Raw genomic sequence first — 16,679 nt, forward strand, 5'->3', positions numbered from 1 at the left:
CCCTCACGGTGTTCGAGCCGCGCGGCGGTCGCCGCGTCGAATCGCATTCGTGTCGGACGGCTTGTTTGCACACCCTGAGTTGGAAGAGATCGTGGCGTTTTGCATGTGCCTCATGCGCTCGTGATTGATCGCGTGAGGTTGTGATTAACGCCCGCCTTCGCCAAGGCTTCGGCGCGACAAGCCGCTGCGACGAGCCGTTTTTGCCGTGATTTAGAGGCATTCTGCGTTGTGCGAGGCGCGTGCGTTAAGGCTTTTTTCACGCGCTTTCGACGCATCACGCAGAGATTCGTGTGATGTGCGCGTGATGGAAGCGATGACACCGCTGTCATTGGCAGCAGCTGTCAGCTGACTTGCCATAGCGCCGTCGTCATTGCGAGGCCTGTCGCGCCGTCTTGTCCGCCGAAGCCTTGGCGAAGGCGGAAGCTTTAGCGAAGGCGGAAAGCAATCCATCTCTCCGCGCGCGACACGATGGATGATTTTACTTCGCACGTCATTGCGCAAAGAAGAATCCACCTCGCCAGCGCGCAGCGCCTGCACGCGCGTCGGTCGGATCGATTCACCTGTCAGACAGCGGGAGAGGGCGTGCGCGCGTCATCTCGCGGCGCGATCGGCCCGAGCTTTGCGGCAGCTTGACCCTCGCTGATGAAGCAGAGGGCGCAGGGAACGCCGGGTGCCAGCACGCACCCATGGGTCCCGAGCAACAAAAAGCTCGGGAGGTAGGACCACAGGTACGGCCGGGCGATCCCGGCGTTCCCCGCGCGGATGGGTTACGGCTTATACGTGCTCTCCCCGGCGAGACCGGGCTTGTTTGCCACCGCTTCCGCAGAAGCGCTTTCGCGCCTTGCGGGAGGACACCAGCCACTGGGGCGTCAGGACCACACGCTTTCACCGTCCGCGATGAAGTGCGCTCGTCTCGCGCGCCACTCGCGTCCACCGCATCCCGCACCCAACGTCCGTGACGATCGCGATACGCCCCTCTCAGAGGAGGCGGGACGCGCTGCTTGTAATGCTGAGTTGGGGCCTCAGGGAAGAGGAATATTTTCTTCGCGAGGTCTGGACAGGGTGTGTCGCTTTGAATTTGCTGACGAAATTCGCCTTCCGGCGCACCGTTGTCGCAGCCGTGGAACAAGCGCTGCGGCATCGACTTGATGCAGCGGGCTGGATTGCCGGCCTGCACGGCCCTGCAATTCCCCTGCCCCCAAAGCCAGGGCCGTGCACTTCCCCTGGGGTGCCAGCTCCCTTCAAGTGGTCGCGGTCGATTTCCTTCGCTGTGTTCACTAGTGCACCGTCCGGCCACGCCCCGCAGGCGTAGGCTCGGTCCATCACCGCGCGAATATCCGGCATGGCCGGTGACCGAGAACGCCAGTTGCGCTCCCGCCTTCGGATGGAATGGAGCAGCGTGATGCAGAACAGCCTTCCCAACCCGCGCAGGTCCCCCGAGCAACGCCTTGCGGATGAATCGATCCGCCTCCGCGGCGAAGCCCGTGTCATGCCTCCCGGCGTCGCACGCGACCGCCTGATCCGCATGGCCCGCCAGGCCGAGACCGCCTCGCACATCAACGCGTGGGTGATGTCGCCGGGGCTGCGCTCGCCGAAGTGAGACGGGCGATGGCGCGATGCGTCTCGTCCTCGCAGCGCGTCACGACCTGGAGCGCTCGTCTCGCGCGCTTCTCGCGTCCACTGCATCCTGCACCCAACGTCCGTGACGATCGCGATACGCCCCTCTCAGAGGAGGCGGGTCGCGCTGCTTGTAATGCTGAGTTGGTGTCTGGGAATAGGAATATTTTCGTAGCGGACGCTGGACGGGCGGTGTCGCCTTGAAAAGGCCGGCCGCTTAAGCCGAAAGTTGCTCTCGATCTCTCTAGGCTTCTTCGGAAGTTGTTGGTATCTAAGGAAAGTTTTGCTCTACCTTAGGTATATTCATTGTTCCGATTTGGCCAAGTAGCCGTATGACCGCCCCAGACACGGTGCTCGATAAGATTGATCCGGGCGATGAAGTAGCGCAGCGATTTTTCTATCAGCACTGCTACGCCGCCATAAATGCGATCCGCCTTATCACCGATCCGGAGGGTGTTGCAGAGGTTATATGTGAAAATCACGAAGACATCTTGATCAAGCGGCCGCAGGGTAGCTTCGTGGGAATGCAAATTAAGACGCGTGCACTAAATCAGCCATCCTTCAAATCCAGCGATGCTCAGGTCAAAACTGCTCTCGTAGGATTCTGTCTGCTTGATAGGACATTTCCGAGTGCGTTCGATGCGTTCGATCTCACAACGAACCATACGTTCTGGAACGATGCAGATTCGAGTGCCAACTTGCACTGGTTGCTTAGCAGCATACAAGCAAGAGGGGGTGTAAGGGGGCTTCGAAGCAACAACCCACTTCGGCTGTTTGTGGAGGGGATTGCTGACGCTGCCGGGCTGAGCTCGACCGAAGTCTCGGGTACACTTCTCAAGACAACTCTGAGAGGACACGGGTCCGACATTTATTCGATCCGCGCTCATGTGCGGGAGGCTCTGTCAGAATGTCCGGGTGTTAGCGGCCTGCCATATCTTACAGTGGCTCAGATTGCTGATGCGATAATCGCGTTGGCGCGTGACGCTTCCACGAAGACGCTGAAGGGAACATTGGCCGACCTATACGCGCCCGGCACCGATCTTGCGAAATTGATCGATGATCAAACCCTTGCGGGCAAGTGCATTTCAAAAGCCGACATCGTCGCAATAATCGATCAGTTCAAGAGCGGTGGTGCCGCTTACGAAGATAGGCTTTCGTTTTTCCACGGCGAGATGTCTACGGGGAAGTCAACGATTGCCGAGTTGATCGACTATTGCTTAGGCGGAGCATTGCAAAAAACACCAGCAATACAAAGTGAGTTAGTTGGAGTTCAGCTTCAAGCTGCCGTCGGCAATTCAGAATTACTAATTGAGAGAAACCCAAGCACAAGTACGACGGTTGAGCTAACGTGGGAGGCTGGCGGTGATTATGGACGAGAAAATCTTCCACTCGCGGCAGGGCAGCAGCCAATCATCGGTGACGATATCTACAACTATAGCGACTTTCTGTTGCGTCAGCTGGGGTCGCCGCTTCTAAAAGTGAGAAAACGGAAAGGGGATCCAGAATCTGATCTTCAGAGGCTCGGCTTCCGTGACTTCTACAAGTTCTGTTATCTGGATCAGCCCGATCTGGACTCAAGTTTCTTCTTGTTAGAACAGCCTATCCAAGATTTCCAGGAGGAGCTTCACCAGCCGGCTAGCAGCTATGAGAAGTCCCAGGATCTCTCGAATAAGGCGCGCCCGACGTGCGAATTTCTTCGACATACGGACAACTCCAATACTCTGCCCGTCAGCTACCTGCGATGCCACAACTGGAATCGCCAACCGAGAGAGACCTATTCAACATAAGCAATCAAAAGGCGTGCAAGCGTTCCCAAAGGTAAGCGTGCAGCCACGCGAAGCAGGTCATTGCTAACGAGCTAATCAAAGATGGTGTGTGGCGATCGGGTTGCAAGGCGCCCTTGAGCGCTAGGCCCCTTGCCATCCAGATCGCTCGCCCCAAAACGAAAACGGCCGGGTCATCGACCCGGCCGTTCAAAACTCTCTCCGCGAATTCCGCGTTCGGTTGAGCTCAGCTCGCCTTCTTCACGAACACCGGCTTGCCGACCTTCTTCTCGATCGCGCGCTTGAGATCGAGTGCGCGGGGCGACAGCACCTCGGCCTTGGCCTTGAGCAGGTAGGCGTCGAGGCCGCCATTGTGGTCGACGCTCTTCAGCGCATTGGTCGAGACGCGCAGGCGCACGTTGCGGCCGAGCGCGTCCGAGATGAAGGTCACGTTGGCCAGGTTCGGCAGGAAGCGCCGCTTGGTCTTGATGTTGGAGTGGCTCACCTTGTGGCCCGTCTGGGGGCCCTTGGCCGTCAGTTCGCAGCGCCGGGACATTACCAAAATCCTTATTGCATCCCCGCTTCGGGCGGCACGTGCGATCACGCGGCCCGCGCGGGGGTTTTGAATTCGCGTCCATTTTCCAGGAACCGCGGGTGTATAGGGGGAGAATACCCAAGCGTCAAGATTATATCGCCGCATGGACGTCACAGGAAATGGCGGTTCATAAGCGCTACCAGCCACTTAACGGCGGATATCGCAACCATATAAAGGGCGTATTCGGCTGCAAGTCTTGGTTCCATAACAGACGCGCACGTTGTCCGGCCGAATTGAAGGACCAGATGGGCAACGAACAGAGCGCCGATAGCAGGACCGTCAGGTAGGTTAAGTGACCACCGCCATTGCCTTTTTGCCCCCGCTCGGCCGGCTCATCGGCCTGTGCGCCGGTGCCCTCTTGCTGTTTTGCGCCGAGCGCGCGAGCGCGCAAGGGCGGCTCGACGCCCAGTATGAGGCGACGCTCGCCGGTATCCCGGTCGGCAAGGGCACCTGGACCATCGAAATCGGCGACGACACCTTCTCGGCCTCGGCCCAGGGCGGCACCGCGGGCCTCCTGAAGGCGTTCTCCGGCGGCAGCGGCGGGGGCGCCTCGCAGGGCCGCGTCGTCAACGGCGCGCTGGTCGCCTCCTCCTACACCGCGACCACCACCACCTCGAAGAAGTCGGAGACGATCCGGATGGTGCTGGCGGGTGGCGGCATCAAGGAATCCACGATCGAGCCGGAGCCGCCGGTCGATGCCGACCGCCTGCCGGTCTCCGAGGCGCAGAAGAAGAACGTGTTCGACCCGATGACCGGCTCGTTCCTGCGCGCGCCCGGCAATGCCGAATTGATGAGCCCGGATGTCTGCCGCACCGGCGCCGGCGTGTTCGACGGCCGCATGCGCTACGACCTCAAGCTCGATTTCAAGCGGGTCGAGATCGTCAAAGCCGAGCGCGGCTATCACGGCCCGGCGCTGGTCTGCGCGCTCTATTTCGTGCCTGTTTCGGGCTACATCCCGGATCGTCCTGTCATCAAATATCTCGCCGCCCAGCGCAACATCGAGATCGCCTTCGTGCCGATCGCGGGCACCCGCCTTCTGGTGCCGTTCCGCATGACGATCCCGACCCCGCTCGGCCAGGCCATGCTGGAAGCCACCTCGTTCGTCACCACAGCCGCGCCGCCGCGCGTGGCGAAGACGCAGTAGGGGCCGGGGGCTACGCTGCTCGACCGTCACCCTGAGGTGCGAGCGGAGCGAGCCTCGAAGGGCGACGCCACTAGCCGGGCCGCGCATCCTTCGAGGCTCGCTGCGCTCGCACCTCAGGATGACGGGTCTGAAAGGGATGGCGGCCCTGCGGAATGCAACAAACGTCACCGGAATCCAGTTGACTCTTGCCCGCTTCTGATTCGACTCGGTCGCCCCTGGAATTTAAGGAATTCAGTCCGCATATCCCATGCTTGTGGAGCCCTCTCAAACTTGATCTAGTGCCGCCGCCGTCAGCCTGCCCGAGATGTTGCGGTGAACGTTTCAGGTCTGGAATGGAGTCACCGATTCGGGCGCGATTCGTTCCGGAGTCGTTCCGAAGCTTAAGGGCGGCGCAGAAAGCGTCGCATTGTGAGACAGATTTTGCGAAACACGCTGCCAATGCGAAACATGCAGCCAGACCGTCACCCTGAGGAGGCCGCGGAGCGGCCGTCTCGAAGGGCGACAGCCCCGCTCCGTCCGCGAGAGGAACGTCCGATCAAAGCGCGCGGATAGATCTCGGCCGTGCATCCTTCGAGGCTCGCTACGCTCGCACCTCCAGCGACAAAGGCGAAGCCTTTGCGCGGGGATGACGGGACAGGGAGCGCCCCAACAATTCAAGAAACACCTGCAAAATATGGCTTTCTCAACTTCGTTCGGAAATGACCGCGTGCCCGGCGCAGGCGTCACTGCGGTGCTGGGGCCGACCAACACCGGCAAGACGCATCTCGCGATCGAGCGCATGCTGGCGCATTCGTCCGGCTTGATCGGGCTGCCGCTGCGGCTGCTCGCGCGCGAGGTCTACAACAAGATCGCAGCTCGCGCCGGCGTCGACAATGTCGCGCTGATCACCGGCGAGGAGAAGATCAAGCCGAAGGCGCCGCGCTTCTGGGTCTCGACCGTGGAAGCGATGCCGCGCGATCTCGATGTCTCGTTCCTCGCGGTCGACGAGATCCAGATCGCCGCCGATCTCGAGCGCGGGCACGTGTTTACCGATCGCATGCTCAACCGCCGCGGCCGCGACGAGACGCTGCTGCTGGGCGCCGCCACAATGCGGCCGATCATCGAGCGGCTGTTGCCCGGCGCCTCGATCGTCACGCGGCCGAGGCTCTCGCAGCTCGAATTCGCCGGCGACCGCAAGATCACGCGGCAGCCGCGGCGAACCGCGATCGTCGCGTTCTCCGCCGATGAGGTCTACGCGATCGCCGAGCTGATCCGCCGCCAGCATGGCGGCGCGGCCGTGGTGCTGGGCTCGCTCTCGCCCCGCACACGCAATGCGCAGGTCGAGATGTTCCAGAACGGCGATGTCGATTATCTCGTCGCCACCGACGCGGTCGGCATGGGGCTCAATCTCGACGTCGATCACGTCGCCTTCGCCTCCGACCGCAAATATGACGGCTATCAGTTCCGCCGGCTGACGCCGGCCGAATTCGCGCAGATCGCGGGCCGCGCCGGGCGCGCCACGCGCAACGGCACCTTCGGCACGACGGGCCGCTGCGCGCCGTTCGAGCCGGAGCTCGTCAACGCGCTGCAGAACCACACCTTCGACAGCGTCAAGATGCTGCAATGGCGCAACGCCAGGCTCGATTTCGCCTCGCTCGGCGCGTTGCAGGTGTCGCTGGCGCTGACGCCCAATCATGAGGCACTGACGCGGGCCCCGGTGGCCGAGGATCTGCGGGTGCTCGAACATGTCGCACGCGACGCCGAGGTGCGCGAATTCGCGCATGGGCCGGCCGCGGTGGAGCGGCTGTGGGAGGCCTGCCAGGTTCCGGACTACCGAAAGCTGGCGCCGGCCGCCCATGCCGAACTCGTGACCACGCTGTATGGCTTCCTGATGCAAAAGGGGCGTATCCCTGACGCATGGTTTGCCGCCCAGGTCGACCAGGCCAACCGGACCGACGGCGATATCGACACGCTATCGGGCCGGATCGCGCAGATCCGGACCTGGACCTTCGTTGCCAACCGGCCCGACTGGCTCTACGACCCGGACCACTGGCAGGGGATCACGCGCGAGCTCGAAAATAAATTGTCCGATGCGCTGCATGAACGGCTCACGGAGCGTTTCGTTGACAGGCGGACCAGTGTATTGATGCGCCGCCTGCGGGAGAACTCAGTTTTGAATACGGAAATTGGCAAGACCGGTGAAGTGATCGTGGAAGGCCACGCGATTGGCCGGCTCGATGGTTTCACCTTCGCACCTGATGCGGCCGAGGCCGGCAGCGACGCCAAGGCGCTGCAAGCCGCCGCCCAGCAGGTGCTGGCGCGCGAGATCGATACGCGTGCCGAGAAACTGGGCGCCGCTCCCGACGAGCAGTTCGTGCTGACCTCCGACGGCACCATCCGCTGGACCGGCGATGCGGTGGCCAAGCTGGTGGCCGCCGACGACGCGCTGCATCCGCGACTGCGGATCATCTCCGACGAGCGGCTGACCGGCGCCTCGCGCGAGGCCGTGCAGACCCGGCTCGATCTCTGGCTCAAGACGCATATCGAAAAGCTGCTCGGGCCGCTGTTCGAACTGTCCAAGGCCGAGGATATCCAGGGCATCGCCCGCGGCATCGCCTTCCAGCTCGTCGAGGCGCTCGGCGTGCTCGAGCGCAGCAAGATCGCCGCCGAGATGAAGGATCTCGACCAGCCCTCGCGCGCCGCGCTGCGCAAATATGGCGTGCGCTTCGGTGCCTATCACATCTATTTCCCGCAGCTGCTCAAGCCTGCGGCGCGCTCGCTGGCCTCGCTGCTGTGGGCCGAGAAGCAGAGCAATGTCGACATGGGCGCGCTGTCGAATGTGCAGCATCTCGCCTCCAGCGGCCGCACCTCGTTCCCGGTCGACAAGGCCCTGCCGCGCGACGGCTATCGCGTGCTCGGCTATCGCCAGTGCGGCGAGCGCGCGGTGCGCGTCGACATCCTGGAGCGGCTCGCCGATCTGATCCGTCCGGCGCTGGCGTGGCGCGAGACCTCGCCGGGCGAGAAGCCCGCCGGCGCGTTCGACGGCCGCGGCTTTGTCGTCACCCAGGCGATGACTTCGCTGACCGGCTCCGCCGGTGAGGACTTTGCCTCGATCCTGCGCGCGCTCGGCTACCGCATGGACCGCCGTCCGCCGCTGCCGCCGAAGGCTGTCGAGGTTGCGCCGGTCGAGACCGCCGAGACCGTCGCCGCGGAGGCGCCGCCGGCTGAGGCGACATCTGATGCCGCCGCAGATGCGCCCGTCGATGCCGCCGCTGAGGTGGTGGCCGATGCGCCGGAGGCTGCCGCTGCGCCCGAGGCCGAAGCTGCCGTCGACCAGCCGGTATCCGGCGATCCCGCGCCGTCGGCCGCACTGCTGCCCGATGTCGGCTTTGCCGAGGTGGTCGCCAGCGAAGCGACGCCCGTCGTTATCGAGACCCAGCAGGATGCGGTGGCCGAGCGCGCTGCGCCGGTCGATGAGCCCGCTGTTGCCGAAGCGCCCGCTGCTGAAGTTGCAGCCGAGCCCGCGCCCGCCGTTGAAGCCGCTGCGGAGACGCTGACTGAAGCCGTTGCCGCAGAGACAGCGTCAGAGCCCACCGCCGAAGCGCCCGCGGAGACCGCGAGCGCTGACGCAGCAACCGCCGAGGCCGCTCCCGCGGCCGCGGAGACGCCGGCCGAGCCGCAAATGGTCGAAGTCTGGCGTCCCGGTGGTCGCTCCGACGAGCGCCGTCCGCATCATCGCGGCCACGACCGCAACCGCGGCCGTCATCAGAACAAGCCCGCCGAGGGCGCGCAGGCCGCTGAGGGCGGCGGCGAGGGCGAGAAGCGCGAGCATCATCGCCGGCCGCGTCGTCACCAGGACTTCCGCGTTCCGCGCCCAGCCGCGCCCGCTGACGGCGCTGCGCCGGTCGCTGCCGCGCCTGCCGATGGCGCGCCGCGCGAGGACAAGGGCCAGCGCCGCGAGCGCTTCGAGGGCAAGGGTCGCGATGAGCGTCGCCGCGACAACAAGTTCGGCGGCGGAGATCGCAAGGGCGGCGATCGTGACCGCGGCGGCCGCGATTTCGGCAAGGGCGGTCGCGACAAGCGCGAGGGCGGCCCGTCGCATCGGCCCTACGCGTCGAGCGCGCCGCGCGAGCGCGACCGTCCGATCGATCCGAACTCGCCGTTCGCCAAGCTCGCTGCCCTGAAGGAGCAGCTCGCCGGCCGGAAGGAATAATCCAACCCTTGGTGCTAGTTCTTGGTCTAGTTCTTGGTCTGACGCTTGGACAGACAGCGGCTCGACAAATGGCTGTGGCACGCGCGCCTGGTGAAGGCCCGCACCAGCGCGGCTGAACTCGTCGCATCAGGTCATGTTCGTATCAACGGCACGCGCGAGAAATCGCCGGGCCATGCCGTGAAGGCGGGCGACGTCATCACCGTCGCGCTCGACAACAGCGTCCGCGTGCTGAAGGTCACGGGCTTCGCCGAGCGGCGCGGCGATGCGCGTTCGGCGCGCGTGCTGTACCAGGATTTGCAGGCCGGCAATTTGCAAGCCGGTAAGGAGTAGTTATCTAGCGCTTGCTATCTCAATTGAGCATGATCCGGAAAAGTGGGGTCCGGTTTTCCGATCAGGATCATGCTCCAAATAAAATCGGTGGCAGGGTCGTGAGAATACTGGCGTTTTTCGGGTGCGGCTTCCCTTGCGGCCCCGGTATTCCTGCGCTACGCAACCCCAGAAAAGTTGATCGTTCCGGAGTTTTGGATGACCTACGTCGTCACTGAAGCCTGCATCAAGTGCAAATATACCGACTGCGTCGAGGTCTGCCCCGTCGATTGCTTCTACGAGGGCGAGAACATGCTGGTCATCCATCCTGACGAATGCATCGATTGCGGCGTGTGCGAGCCGGAATGCCCGGCTGACGCCATCAAGCCGGATACCGAGCCGGGGCTGGAGAAGTGGCTCGAGGTCAACACCGAGTATGCCAAGAGCTGGCCGAACATCACCCAGAAGAAGGACTCGCCCGAGGACGCCAAGGAGTGGGAAGGCAAGGAAGGCAAGTTCGAGAAATATTTTTCTCCGAATCCGGGCAGCGGCGACTGATTCGCTAACGTTCGCAAGCAGCCGTCGGGACTACCCCGATAAGGGCGGGCTTGGGCCCGCCGCGGCCCTCCGTTCGGCCGCCGATTTAACCCTAATGACGGACATATGACCTGAGGATGCCCTGTTATGCCCGGAATCGGGCGTAAACCATTGATTTTTGCGGAAAATGTGCTATATCTGCACCATTACAGGCCAAGAACCCCCTGCCATGCGTACCTTGTGGCTTCGAGGTTCCCGCAAACATCGAACAGGGGCGTGGCAGTTTCCGCGCGCAGGCTGTGTCACAGAAAACGCGTAAAAAGAGTGCTTCAAAGACGACAAAGAAAGCCGCTGTCGTTGCTCGCAGCGCAACCAAGGGCCGTGCCAAGGCGCCCGTGAAGGGGGCCAAGAAGGCGGCGGCTGCAAAGTCCTCAAAGAACAAAAGAAGCGTGATGCCAGAAAAGACTGCCAAGACTGCCGCGAAAGCGGCAGCTGCGAAGCCCGCTGCTGCGAAGGTCGCCCCCAAGACTGCTGCTGTTGCGCCGAAGCCGGCCGCCCCGAAGGCTGCCGTCCCCGCCGCTGCTCCGAAGGTTGCCGCCAAGCCGGCCGCTCCGTCCCGCCCGGAAGAGAAGAAGGTCGTGACCCAGCGCCAGGGCTTCAAGGCCAATGAATTCGTCGTCTATCCCGCTCACGGTGTCGGCCAGATCCTGGCGATCGAGGAGCAGGAGATCGCGGGCGCCAAGCTCGAGCTGTTCGTGATCAATTTCATGAAGGACAAGATGACGCTGCGGGTGCCGACGGCGAAGGTCGCCAATGTCGGCATGCGCAAGCTGTCGGAGCCGGCGCTGGTCAAGAAGGCGCTGGAGACGCTGAAGGGCCGCGCCCGCGTCAAGCGCACCATGTGGTCGCGCCGCGCCCAGGAATACGAAGCGAAGATCAATTCGGGCGACATCGTCGCGATCGCCGAGGTGGTCCGCGACCTCTATCGTTCGGAATCGCAGCCCGAGCAGTCCTATAGCGAACGCCAGCTCTATGAAGCAGCGCTCGACCGTCTGTCGCGCGAAATCGCTGTCGTGCAGCACTCGACCGAGACCGAGGCGATCAAGGAGATCGAAGGCCAGCTCGCCAAGAGCCCGCGCCGCGGCGCCAAGGCCGAGTCCGCTGAAGGCGAGGCCGAGGGCGATGCCGACGGTGAGGATCTCGACTCTGATGGTGACGATACCGCCGTCGAAGACGAAGCCGCCTAAATAGCGCTGCAACATTACAGACGGAAAGCCCGGTCACAACGACCGGGCTTTTTGTTTTGGTGCACGATCTCGCTGGGCACGGAAGCGGCGTTGTGCGTACGGCCTTGCATATCGCCTTGCCGCAATCGCCCCTTGGCTGATCGCCGCGACTCATGACCTGCTGCGCCACGCTGGCGGCGAGATCTTAGGACCAGCGAGGGGCGCGGCATGCTTGCAGGACGGTCGCTGGGGCGCGGTTACGACTGGCTGTGGACCGCGTTTGCGGTCTCGACCTTCGGCACCTGGATCGCCTTCGACGCGTTCCCGCTGCTTGCCATCCTGGTGCTGCACGCAAGGCCGGAGGCGGTCTCGGCACTTGCAGCGGTCGGCCTGCTGGCCGGGGCCGCGGTGGCGGTGCCGCTCGGGCCCTGGATCGAATTCCGCCGCAAGCGGCCGGTGATGATCGCGATGGATCTGATCCGCTTTGCCGCGACGATCAGCGTTCCCATCGCGTTCGTGCTGGGACGGTTGACCTTCGTCCAGCTCGTCGTCGTCGCCGTCATCATGGCCGCCGCAGATATCGCGTTCCGAGCGGCGAGCGGCGCCTGTCTGAAGGCACTCGTAAAACCGGACGATCTGGTGATCGCGAACGGGCGGCTCGAAGCCACGACCTGGACCGCGACCGCGATCGGCCCGCCGCTCGGCGGCGCGGCGATCGGCGTGCTCGGCCCTGTTGTCACCGTGATCGCCAATGCGGTCAGCTTCCTGCTCTCGGCGCTGGCCATCCGGCGGATCGGCGGGAGCGAGCCTGCGCCCGCCCAGTGCCATGCCCGGGGATTTCGCTCGGCCGAATTGATCGAGGGATGGCGCAGCATCCTCGCGCATCCGGTGCTCCGCCTGCTGTTCTTCAACACCGTGCTGGTCAATGGCCTGATCATGGCGACGGCGCCGCTGCTCGCGGTGCTGATGCTCCGCGATCTCGGCTTTGCGCCGTGGCAGTACGGGCTCGCATTCGGGGCGCCCTGTATCGGCGGCCTGATCGGCGCACGGCTCGCGCCTGCGCTCGCCGCGCGCTTCGGGCAGTACAATGTGTTGCTCGCGGCCGGTGCGCTGCGTGCGTGCTGGTCGCTCGGCCTCGCTTTCATGCCGAACGGTGCGGCGGGCATCGCCGTCGTCTTTGCGCTTCAGTTCGGTCTCGTCACCTGCGCCGGCATCTTCAATCCGGTGTTTGCGGCCTATCGTCTGGCCCAGATCGAGATGGAGCGGACCGCGCGGGTGCTCTCGGCCTGGACCATCACCAGCAGCGCAACCATCGCGGTGCTGACCGCGCTCTGGGGCGTGCTGGCGGGCTTCGCCGGTGTCCGGACGGCGATCGCGCTGAGCGGGCTGCTCTTGCTGGCGACGCCGCTGCTGCTGCCGCGCCGTGTGCTCAATACGAGCGCTGCTTGATGCCCCAGCGGCCATCCTCCGACGTCACGATCCACGGATTACGGTGACGGCTGGCAATCGATCCGTCGGCGCGGTCGCGGCTGTATTCGACCACGAGATGCACCTTGCGCGGACCGACCAGCACGGGCTCCCCGCGCTGATAGGTGCTCTTCGCCCACCCCGTGGTGCGCGCCAGATCGTCGAAGAACGACGCCGGCAACTGGCCCGGCCGTTCCCGGATCACGAGCTGCTCGCCGGACAGGATGACGTGCGGGAAGTGCAGCAGCGCATCCATGCCGGCGAGATCGCAGGCGTTGAAGCGGTCGGTGAAATCGTCGATGCAGCGGATCGCCGCCGCGATCATGGTGGCGTCGTCGGCATCATCGGTGCCGGGTTGGAACAGGTCGTCGGCGTAACTCATGCTGTCGCTATACACCGGCACCGGAGTGAGCGGCAACGGCGTGTGCACGCGGCTCTCCAATCGTAGCCCGCATGAAGTGAAACCTCTTGATCGCGGTGAGGCGCGGACCTCCGGGCACCGAACGGCTGAAAGCCACGTAAGCAATCCTGACCAGAATCGTGCTGTGTTGTTTCACGGATGACGACGGTGATCGGAGCGCGGCGTGCTATGCTGGCTGCCCGGCCGCTATTTGATCGACATTAAGGTGACCCATCAATTTGCAGCGAGGAGAAATCCGATGACATCCAATGTTGAGGCAACCAGGAAGGGTTATGAGGCCTTTCAACGTGGTGACATTCCGGCGCTCATGAGAGATCTGATCGATGACGACTGCACGTGGATAACGCCAGGTCCCCAGGATAAATTGCCTTGGGCCGGGACCTTTAGAGGAAAGCAGCAGATTGCAAACTTCTTCGTCCAGGTCGGCGAGAATCTGGAATTCAGCGAGTTTGCACCGCGTGAGATGATTGAGCAGGGCGACACTGTCGTGGTCTTGGGTGCGCTCACGGCGCGGGCAAAGAGAACAGGCAAGACCGTCAAGAACGAATGGGCCCATGTTTTCAAGTACCGCGGAGGAAAGGCGGTCTATTTTCAGGAGTACATTGACACTGCGGCGGATGTCGCCGCGATGACGTGACGGAGCGGGAGGCGGCCGGCTGAAGCAGGCGCGGATTCGCGTGCTTCGTTGGCATCATCCGCCTCTATCGTCTACTTCACCCGCTGCTTCTCGAGCTTGCGCGCCAGCGTCCGGCGATGCATGCCGAGCCTCCGCGCGGCTTCGGAGATGTTGAAATCGGTCTCCATCAGGGTCTGGTGGATGCGCTCCCATTCCAGCGTCTTGATCGAGGTCGGCCGCGCGCCGACCTCGATGGCAGCGTTGCCGGCGGCCTTTTGGAACGCGGCCTCGATGTCGTCGGTGTTCGACGGCTTGGCCAGATAATGGCAGGCGCCGAGTTTGATCGCTTCCACCGCGGTCGCGATGCTGGCGAATCCCGTCAGCACCACGATCAGCATGTCAGGGTCATGCGCGTGCAGCGCCTCGACGCAGGCAAGGCCCGACGCGCCGCCGGCGAGCTTCAGGTCGACGACGGCATAGCCGGGCGATTGCTGCTCGAGCAGCTCGCGGACCTCGTCGAGCGAAGCCGACACCGCGACGCCGTAGCCGCGGCGCTCGAACGAGCGTTTCAGTGTGCGGGCAAAGCCTGCATCGTCCTCGACGATCAGGAGCTGGCGTTCATCCGTCAAGATGGTCTCCGATCGCGAGCGTCGAGAGCGGCAGCTCGAGCCTGACCGCGGCGCCGATGTCCGGCCGGTTGCGCGCCGTCACCACGCCGCCCAGCTTGCGCACGACATTGACGACCAGGAACAGGCCGAGGCCGCTGCCGGAGCTGCCCTTGGTGGACTGATACGGCTTGCCGACATGCGCCAGCATCTCGCGCGAGAAGCCCGGACCGCGGTCGGTCACCGACAGCACAAGCTTGTCGGCATTGCGTTCGGCCATCAGCTCGATCCAGTCACGCGAGACCTCGGCGGCATTGTCGAGCACGTTGAAGATCGCCTGCTTGAGCGCGATGTCGGAGACGATCGCCAGATCGGCGCCGAAGGCGTTGCGGAAATACAGAGTCGCCGACGGCCGCGTCGTCCGCCATTCCTCCACCAGCGCCGTCAGGAACGCCGCGACCGTGGTCGGCGAGGAGCCTTCGCCGCGGGCTTCGCCAGCCGACAGCAGGATGCCGGTCACGATCGACTTGCAGCGCTGCACCGAGATCTCCATCTCGCCGAGGTCCTGCGAGAGCTCGGGATCGGAGGCGAGCGCCGGCATCCGGCGCCAGTCGCCCAGGATGACCGAGAGCGAGGCGAGCGGCGTGCCGAGTTCATGCGCGGCGCCTGAGGCCAGAAGGCCCATCTGCACGATGTGGTCCTGCTCGGCCGCGTGCTGGCGCAGCGCCGCGAGGCGGAAGTCGCGGTCGCGCAGGTTGCGGTTGATCCGGGTCATGAACACCACGAGCAGCACGGCGTCGAGCACGAGCCCGATGAACGTGCCGGCGATGTAGAGATTGAAGGCCTCGGCAAAGCCCTGCGGCAGCTCCAGCGGCCGGTAGTAGCTGGTCAGCCAGGCGAAGTTCATGCAGACCAGCGCCACCAGCGACCAGGTCGAGGGCGCATCGAGCAGCACCGCGCCGAGCGTGACCTGCAGCAGATAGAGCGACGTGAAGGGATTGGTGGCGCCGCCGCTGAGATAGAGCAGGGCGGTCAGCGCCGCAACGTCGAGCGCCAGCGCGACCAGCAGCTCGCGGTTGTTGATGTCGGCGCGGTAGCGCAGCCACAGCAGGCTGACGAGATTGAGCGCGACGAGCCCGAAGATCACGGCGGCCATCGGCAGCAGCGGCAGCGCGACGCCCATCCAGAACTGCACGAAGCCGATGGTGGCGATCTGCCCGATCACGGCGATCCAGCGCAGCTGGACCAGCAGGGCCATGTTCTTGCGATTGGTCGCGAGGTCGGCGGGCGCTGCGAGATCGAGCGGCATGCCGGCTGCCGCGCGCATGGCGGACGGCATCACGGTCGCGGCGTTTTCGTCATGCAGATCCGATGTGCGCTCGAGCATCTGGGCCTGTGTCGCGAGACAGATTGCGGGCTGCGCCGATCAGGCGGCGCACGGCGGCGCGCCTTGAGCCCCACCTTGGATCGGGGGCGCCGGCGCGGCCCCTGCCGCTGATGACGCGCAGGAGCGCGCCGGCCAGCATAAAGGCCAGCGCGAACCATGTCAGCGCGTAAATCAGGTGGTTGTTCGGAAACCGCACGATCGTGAGCCCGCCGACCGGATACCCGCCCGGATTGGGCGTCGCATCGGCGTCGATGAAGAAGGGGGCTACCTGCGACAGCCCGTGCGTGGCGGCGATCGCGGCGACGTCGCGGGAATACCAGCGGCCGGCCGAAGCGTCGTTGCTGCGCAGGAAGCCGCCCTTCGGCTCCGAGATCCGCAACAGCCCGGTCACGCGGACAACGCCCTGCTGCTCGCCGTCGCGCCGCGTCGCGGGATCGCGCCGCTCCGGCGGAACGAAGCCGCGATTGACCAGCACCGTGGTTCCGTCAGCCATTTGCAGCGGGGCCAGCACCCAGAAGCCAGGGCCGTCTGCCGTGACCGCCTGCACCAGCGTCTCGTCGGCGTTGAGGAAGCTGCCGCGCACCGTGACGCGGCGGTATTCGTCGCTCGCGGCCGTGACCGCCGGCCATGACGAGGCAGGCGGCGGCGCTGTCGGCGCCGCATGCATGCGCTGCTCGACCCGCTCGATCAGCGCCAGCTTCCAGGACCTGCGTTCGACCTGCCAGATACCGAGCGCGCTCAGCAGCACCACGCCCAGCATGCCGAGCGTGAGCAGCACAAGCGATGGTCTGGCAGACCGCATC

General features: G+C 64.3%; 14 protein-coding genes. 9 read left to right on the forward strand and 5 right to left on the reverse strand.

Translation table 11 applies throughout. The features are described 5' to 3' along the window. The first annotated feature begins 1,402 nt into the window (after positions 1 to 1,402). Positions 1,403 to 1,600, forward strand: coding sequence for a hypothetical protein (locus tag AAFG13_RS28790; protein WP_342708919.1), 198 nt, complete (start codon positions 1,403 to 1,405; stop codon positions 1,598 to 1,600). Between the two features lie 349 nt (positions 1,601 to 1,949). Further along, positions 1,950 to 3,404, forward strand: a complete 1,455-nt coding sequence (locus AAFG13_RS28795) for a dsDNA nuclease domain-containing protein (RefSeq protein ID WP_342708920.1) — start codon at positions 1,950 to 1,952, stop codon at positions 3,402 to 3,404. Between the two features lie 223 nt (positions 3,405 to 3,627). Here AAFG13_RS28795 and rpmB read toward each other — a convergent pair whose 3' ends face one another. Beyond that, complete coding sequence (gene rpmB / locus AAFG13_RS28800) at positions 3,628 to 3,936, reverse strand: 50S ribosomal protein L28 (RefSeq protein ID WP_212311906.1); 309 nt, start codon at positions 3,934 to 3,936, stop codon at positions 3,628 to 3,630. A gap of 373 nt (positions 3,937 to 4,309) precedes the next feature. Here rpmB and AAFG13_RS28805 point away from each other — a divergent pair, with 373 nt between their 5' ends. The 6 genes from AAFG13_RS28805 to AAFG13_RS28830 all read left to right on the forward strand — a co-directional run bounded on the left by AAFG13_RS28805 (position 4,310) and on the right by AAFG13_RS28830 (position 12,829). Further along, positions 4,310 to 5,119 (forward strand): DUF3108 domain-containing protein, encoded by an 810-nt coding sequence (locus AAFG13_RS28805; protein WP_312011687.1) that lies wholly within the window; start codon positions 4,310 to 4,312, stop codon positions 5,117 to 5,119. A gap of 673 nt (positions 5,120 to 5,792) precedes the next feature. Further along, entirely contained in the window at positions 5,793 to 9,311 is a 3,519-nt protein-coding gene (locus AAFG13_RS28810) for a helicase-related protein (RefSeq protein ID WP_342708922.1), read from the forward strand. A 45-nt stretch (positions 9,312 to 9,356) separates the two neighbouring features. Then, positions 9,357 to 9,641 (forward strand): RNA-binding S4 domain-containing protein, encoded by a 285-nt coding sequence (locus AAFG13_RS28815; RefSeq protein WP_342708923.1) that lies wholly within the window; start codon positions 9,357 to 9,359, stop codon positions 9,639 to 9,641. A 195-nt stretch (positions 9,642 to 9,836) separates the two neighbouring features. Next, positions 9,837 to 10,175, forward strand: coding sequence for a ferredoxin FdxA (gene fdxA / locus AAFG13_RS28820; RefSeq protein WP_092120017.1), 339 nt, complete (start codon positions 9,837 to 9,839; stop codon positions 10,173 to 10,175). 431 nt (positions 10,176 to 10,606) lie between these two features. Next, a complete protein-coding gene (locus AAFG13_RS28825; RefSeq protein ID WP_212311903.1) occupies positions 10,607 to 11,401 on the forward strand; it encodes a CarD family transcriptional regulator in 795 nt (264 codons plus the stop codon). Positions 11,402 to 11,608: 207 nt separating this feature from the next. Next, positions 11,609 to 12,829, forward strand: coding sequence for an MFS transporter (locus tag AAFG13_RS28830; RefSeq protein WP_342708924.1), 1,221 nt, complete (start codon positions 11,609 to 11,611; stop codon positions 12,827 to 12,829). Here AAFG13_RS28830 and AAFG13_RS28835 read toward each other — a convergent pair. Beyond that, on the reverse strand, positions 12,810 to 13,277 hold the full coding sequence (locus tag AAFG13_RS28835) for a hypothetical protein (protein ID WP_342708925.1): 468 nt from the start codon (positions 13,275 to 13,277) through the stop codon (positions 12,810 to 12,812). The genes AAFG13_RS28830 and AAFG13_RS28835 overlap by 20 nt on opposite strands. A gap of 229 nt (positions 13,278 to 13,506) precedes the next feature. Between AAFG13_RS28835 and AAFG13_RS28840 the strand changes: the two genes are divergently transcribed. Next, complete coding sequence (locus tag AAFG13_RS28840; protein WP_342708926.1) at positions 13,507 to 13,905, forward strand: nuclear transport factor 2 family protein; 399 nt, start codon at positions 13,507 to 13,509, stop codon at positions 13,903 to 13,905. 71 nt (positions 13,906 to 13,976) lie between these two features. Here the strand turns inward: AAFG13_RS28840 and AAFG13_RS28845 are convergent, their stop codons facing one another. Genes AAFG13_RS28845 through AAFG13_RS28855 form a run of 3 tightly spaced genes read right to left on the reverse strand, consistent with a single transcriptional unit; the run spans position 13,977 to position 16,678 of the window. Further along, complete coding sequence (locus AAFG13_RS28845; protein WP_212311899.1) at positions 13,977 to 14,513, reverse strand: response regulator transcription factor; 537 nt, start codon at positions 14,511 to 14,513, stop codon at positions 13,977 to 13,979. Next, positions 14,503 to 15,816, reverse strand: a complete 1,314-nt coding sequence (locus AAFG13_RS28850) for an ATP-binding protein (RefSeq protein WP_249132551.1) — start codon at positions 15,814 to 15,816, stop codon at positions 14,503 to 14,505. Before AAFG13_RS28850 ends, AAFG13_RS28845 begins: the two co-directional genes overlap by 11 nt. Before the next feature lie 31 nt (positions 15,817 to 15,847). After that, positions 15,848 to 16,678: an SURF1 family protein gene (locus tag AAFG13_RS28855; RefSeq protein WP_342713415.1), complete on the reverse strand. Its 831-nt coding sequence runs from the start codon at positions 16,676 to 16,678 to the stop codon at positions 15,848 to 15,850. Position 16,679 lies beyond the last annotated feature (1 nt).

Origin of the sequence: Bradyrhizobium sp. B124 (genome assembly GCF_038967635.1) — a bacterium.
In the GTDB taxonomy this organism is placed as follows: domain Bacteria; phylum Pseudomonadota; class Alphaproteobacteria; order Rhizobiales; family Xanthobacteraceae; genus Bradyrhizobium.

Excerpts from the sequence above, each read along its gene's own strand:
- AAFG13_RS28830 (WP_342708924.1), top strand. The coding sequence starts at position 11,609 with ATGCTTGCAGGACGGTCGCTGGGGCGCGGTTACGACTGGCTGTGGACC.
- AAFG13_RS28790 (WP_342708919.1), top strand. The coding sequence starts at position 1,403 with ATGCAGAACAGCCTTCCCAACCCGCGCAGGTCCCCCGAGCAACGCCTT.
- AAFG13_RS28840 (WP_342708926.1), top strand. The coding sequence starts at position 13,507 with ATGACATCCAATGTTGAGGCAACCAGGAAGGGTTATGAGGCCTTTCAA.
- fdxA (WP_092120017.1), top strand. The coding sequence starts at position 9,837 with ATGACCTACGTCGTCACTGAAGCCTGCATCAAGTGCAAATATACCGAC.
- AAFG13_RS28855 (WP_342713415.1), bottom strand. The coding sequence starts at position 16,678 with ATGCGGTCTGCCAGACCATCGCTTGTGCTGCTCACGCTCGGCATGCTG.
- AAFG13_RS28825 (WP_212311903.1), top strand. The coding sequence starts at position 10,607 with ATGCCAGAAAAGACTGCCAAGACTGCCGCGAAAGCGGCAGCTGCGAAG.
- rpmB (WP_212311906.1), bottom strand. The coding sequence starts at position 3,936 with ATGTCCCGGCGCTGCGAACTGACGGCCAAGGGCCCCCAGACGGGCCAC.
- AAFG13_RS28850 (WP_249132551.1), bottom strand. The coding sequence starts at position 15,816 with ATGCGCGCGGCAGCCGGCATGCCGCTCGATCTCGCAGCGCCCGCCGAC.
- AAFG13_RS28810 (WP_342708922.1), top strand. The coding sequence starts at position 5,793 with ATGGCTTTCTCAACTTCGTTCGGAAATGACCGCGTGCCCGGCGCAGGC.
- AAFG13_RS28795 (WP_342708920.1), top strand. The coding sequence starts at position 1,950 with ATGACCGCCCCAGACACGGTGCTCGATAAGATTGATCCGGGCGATGAA.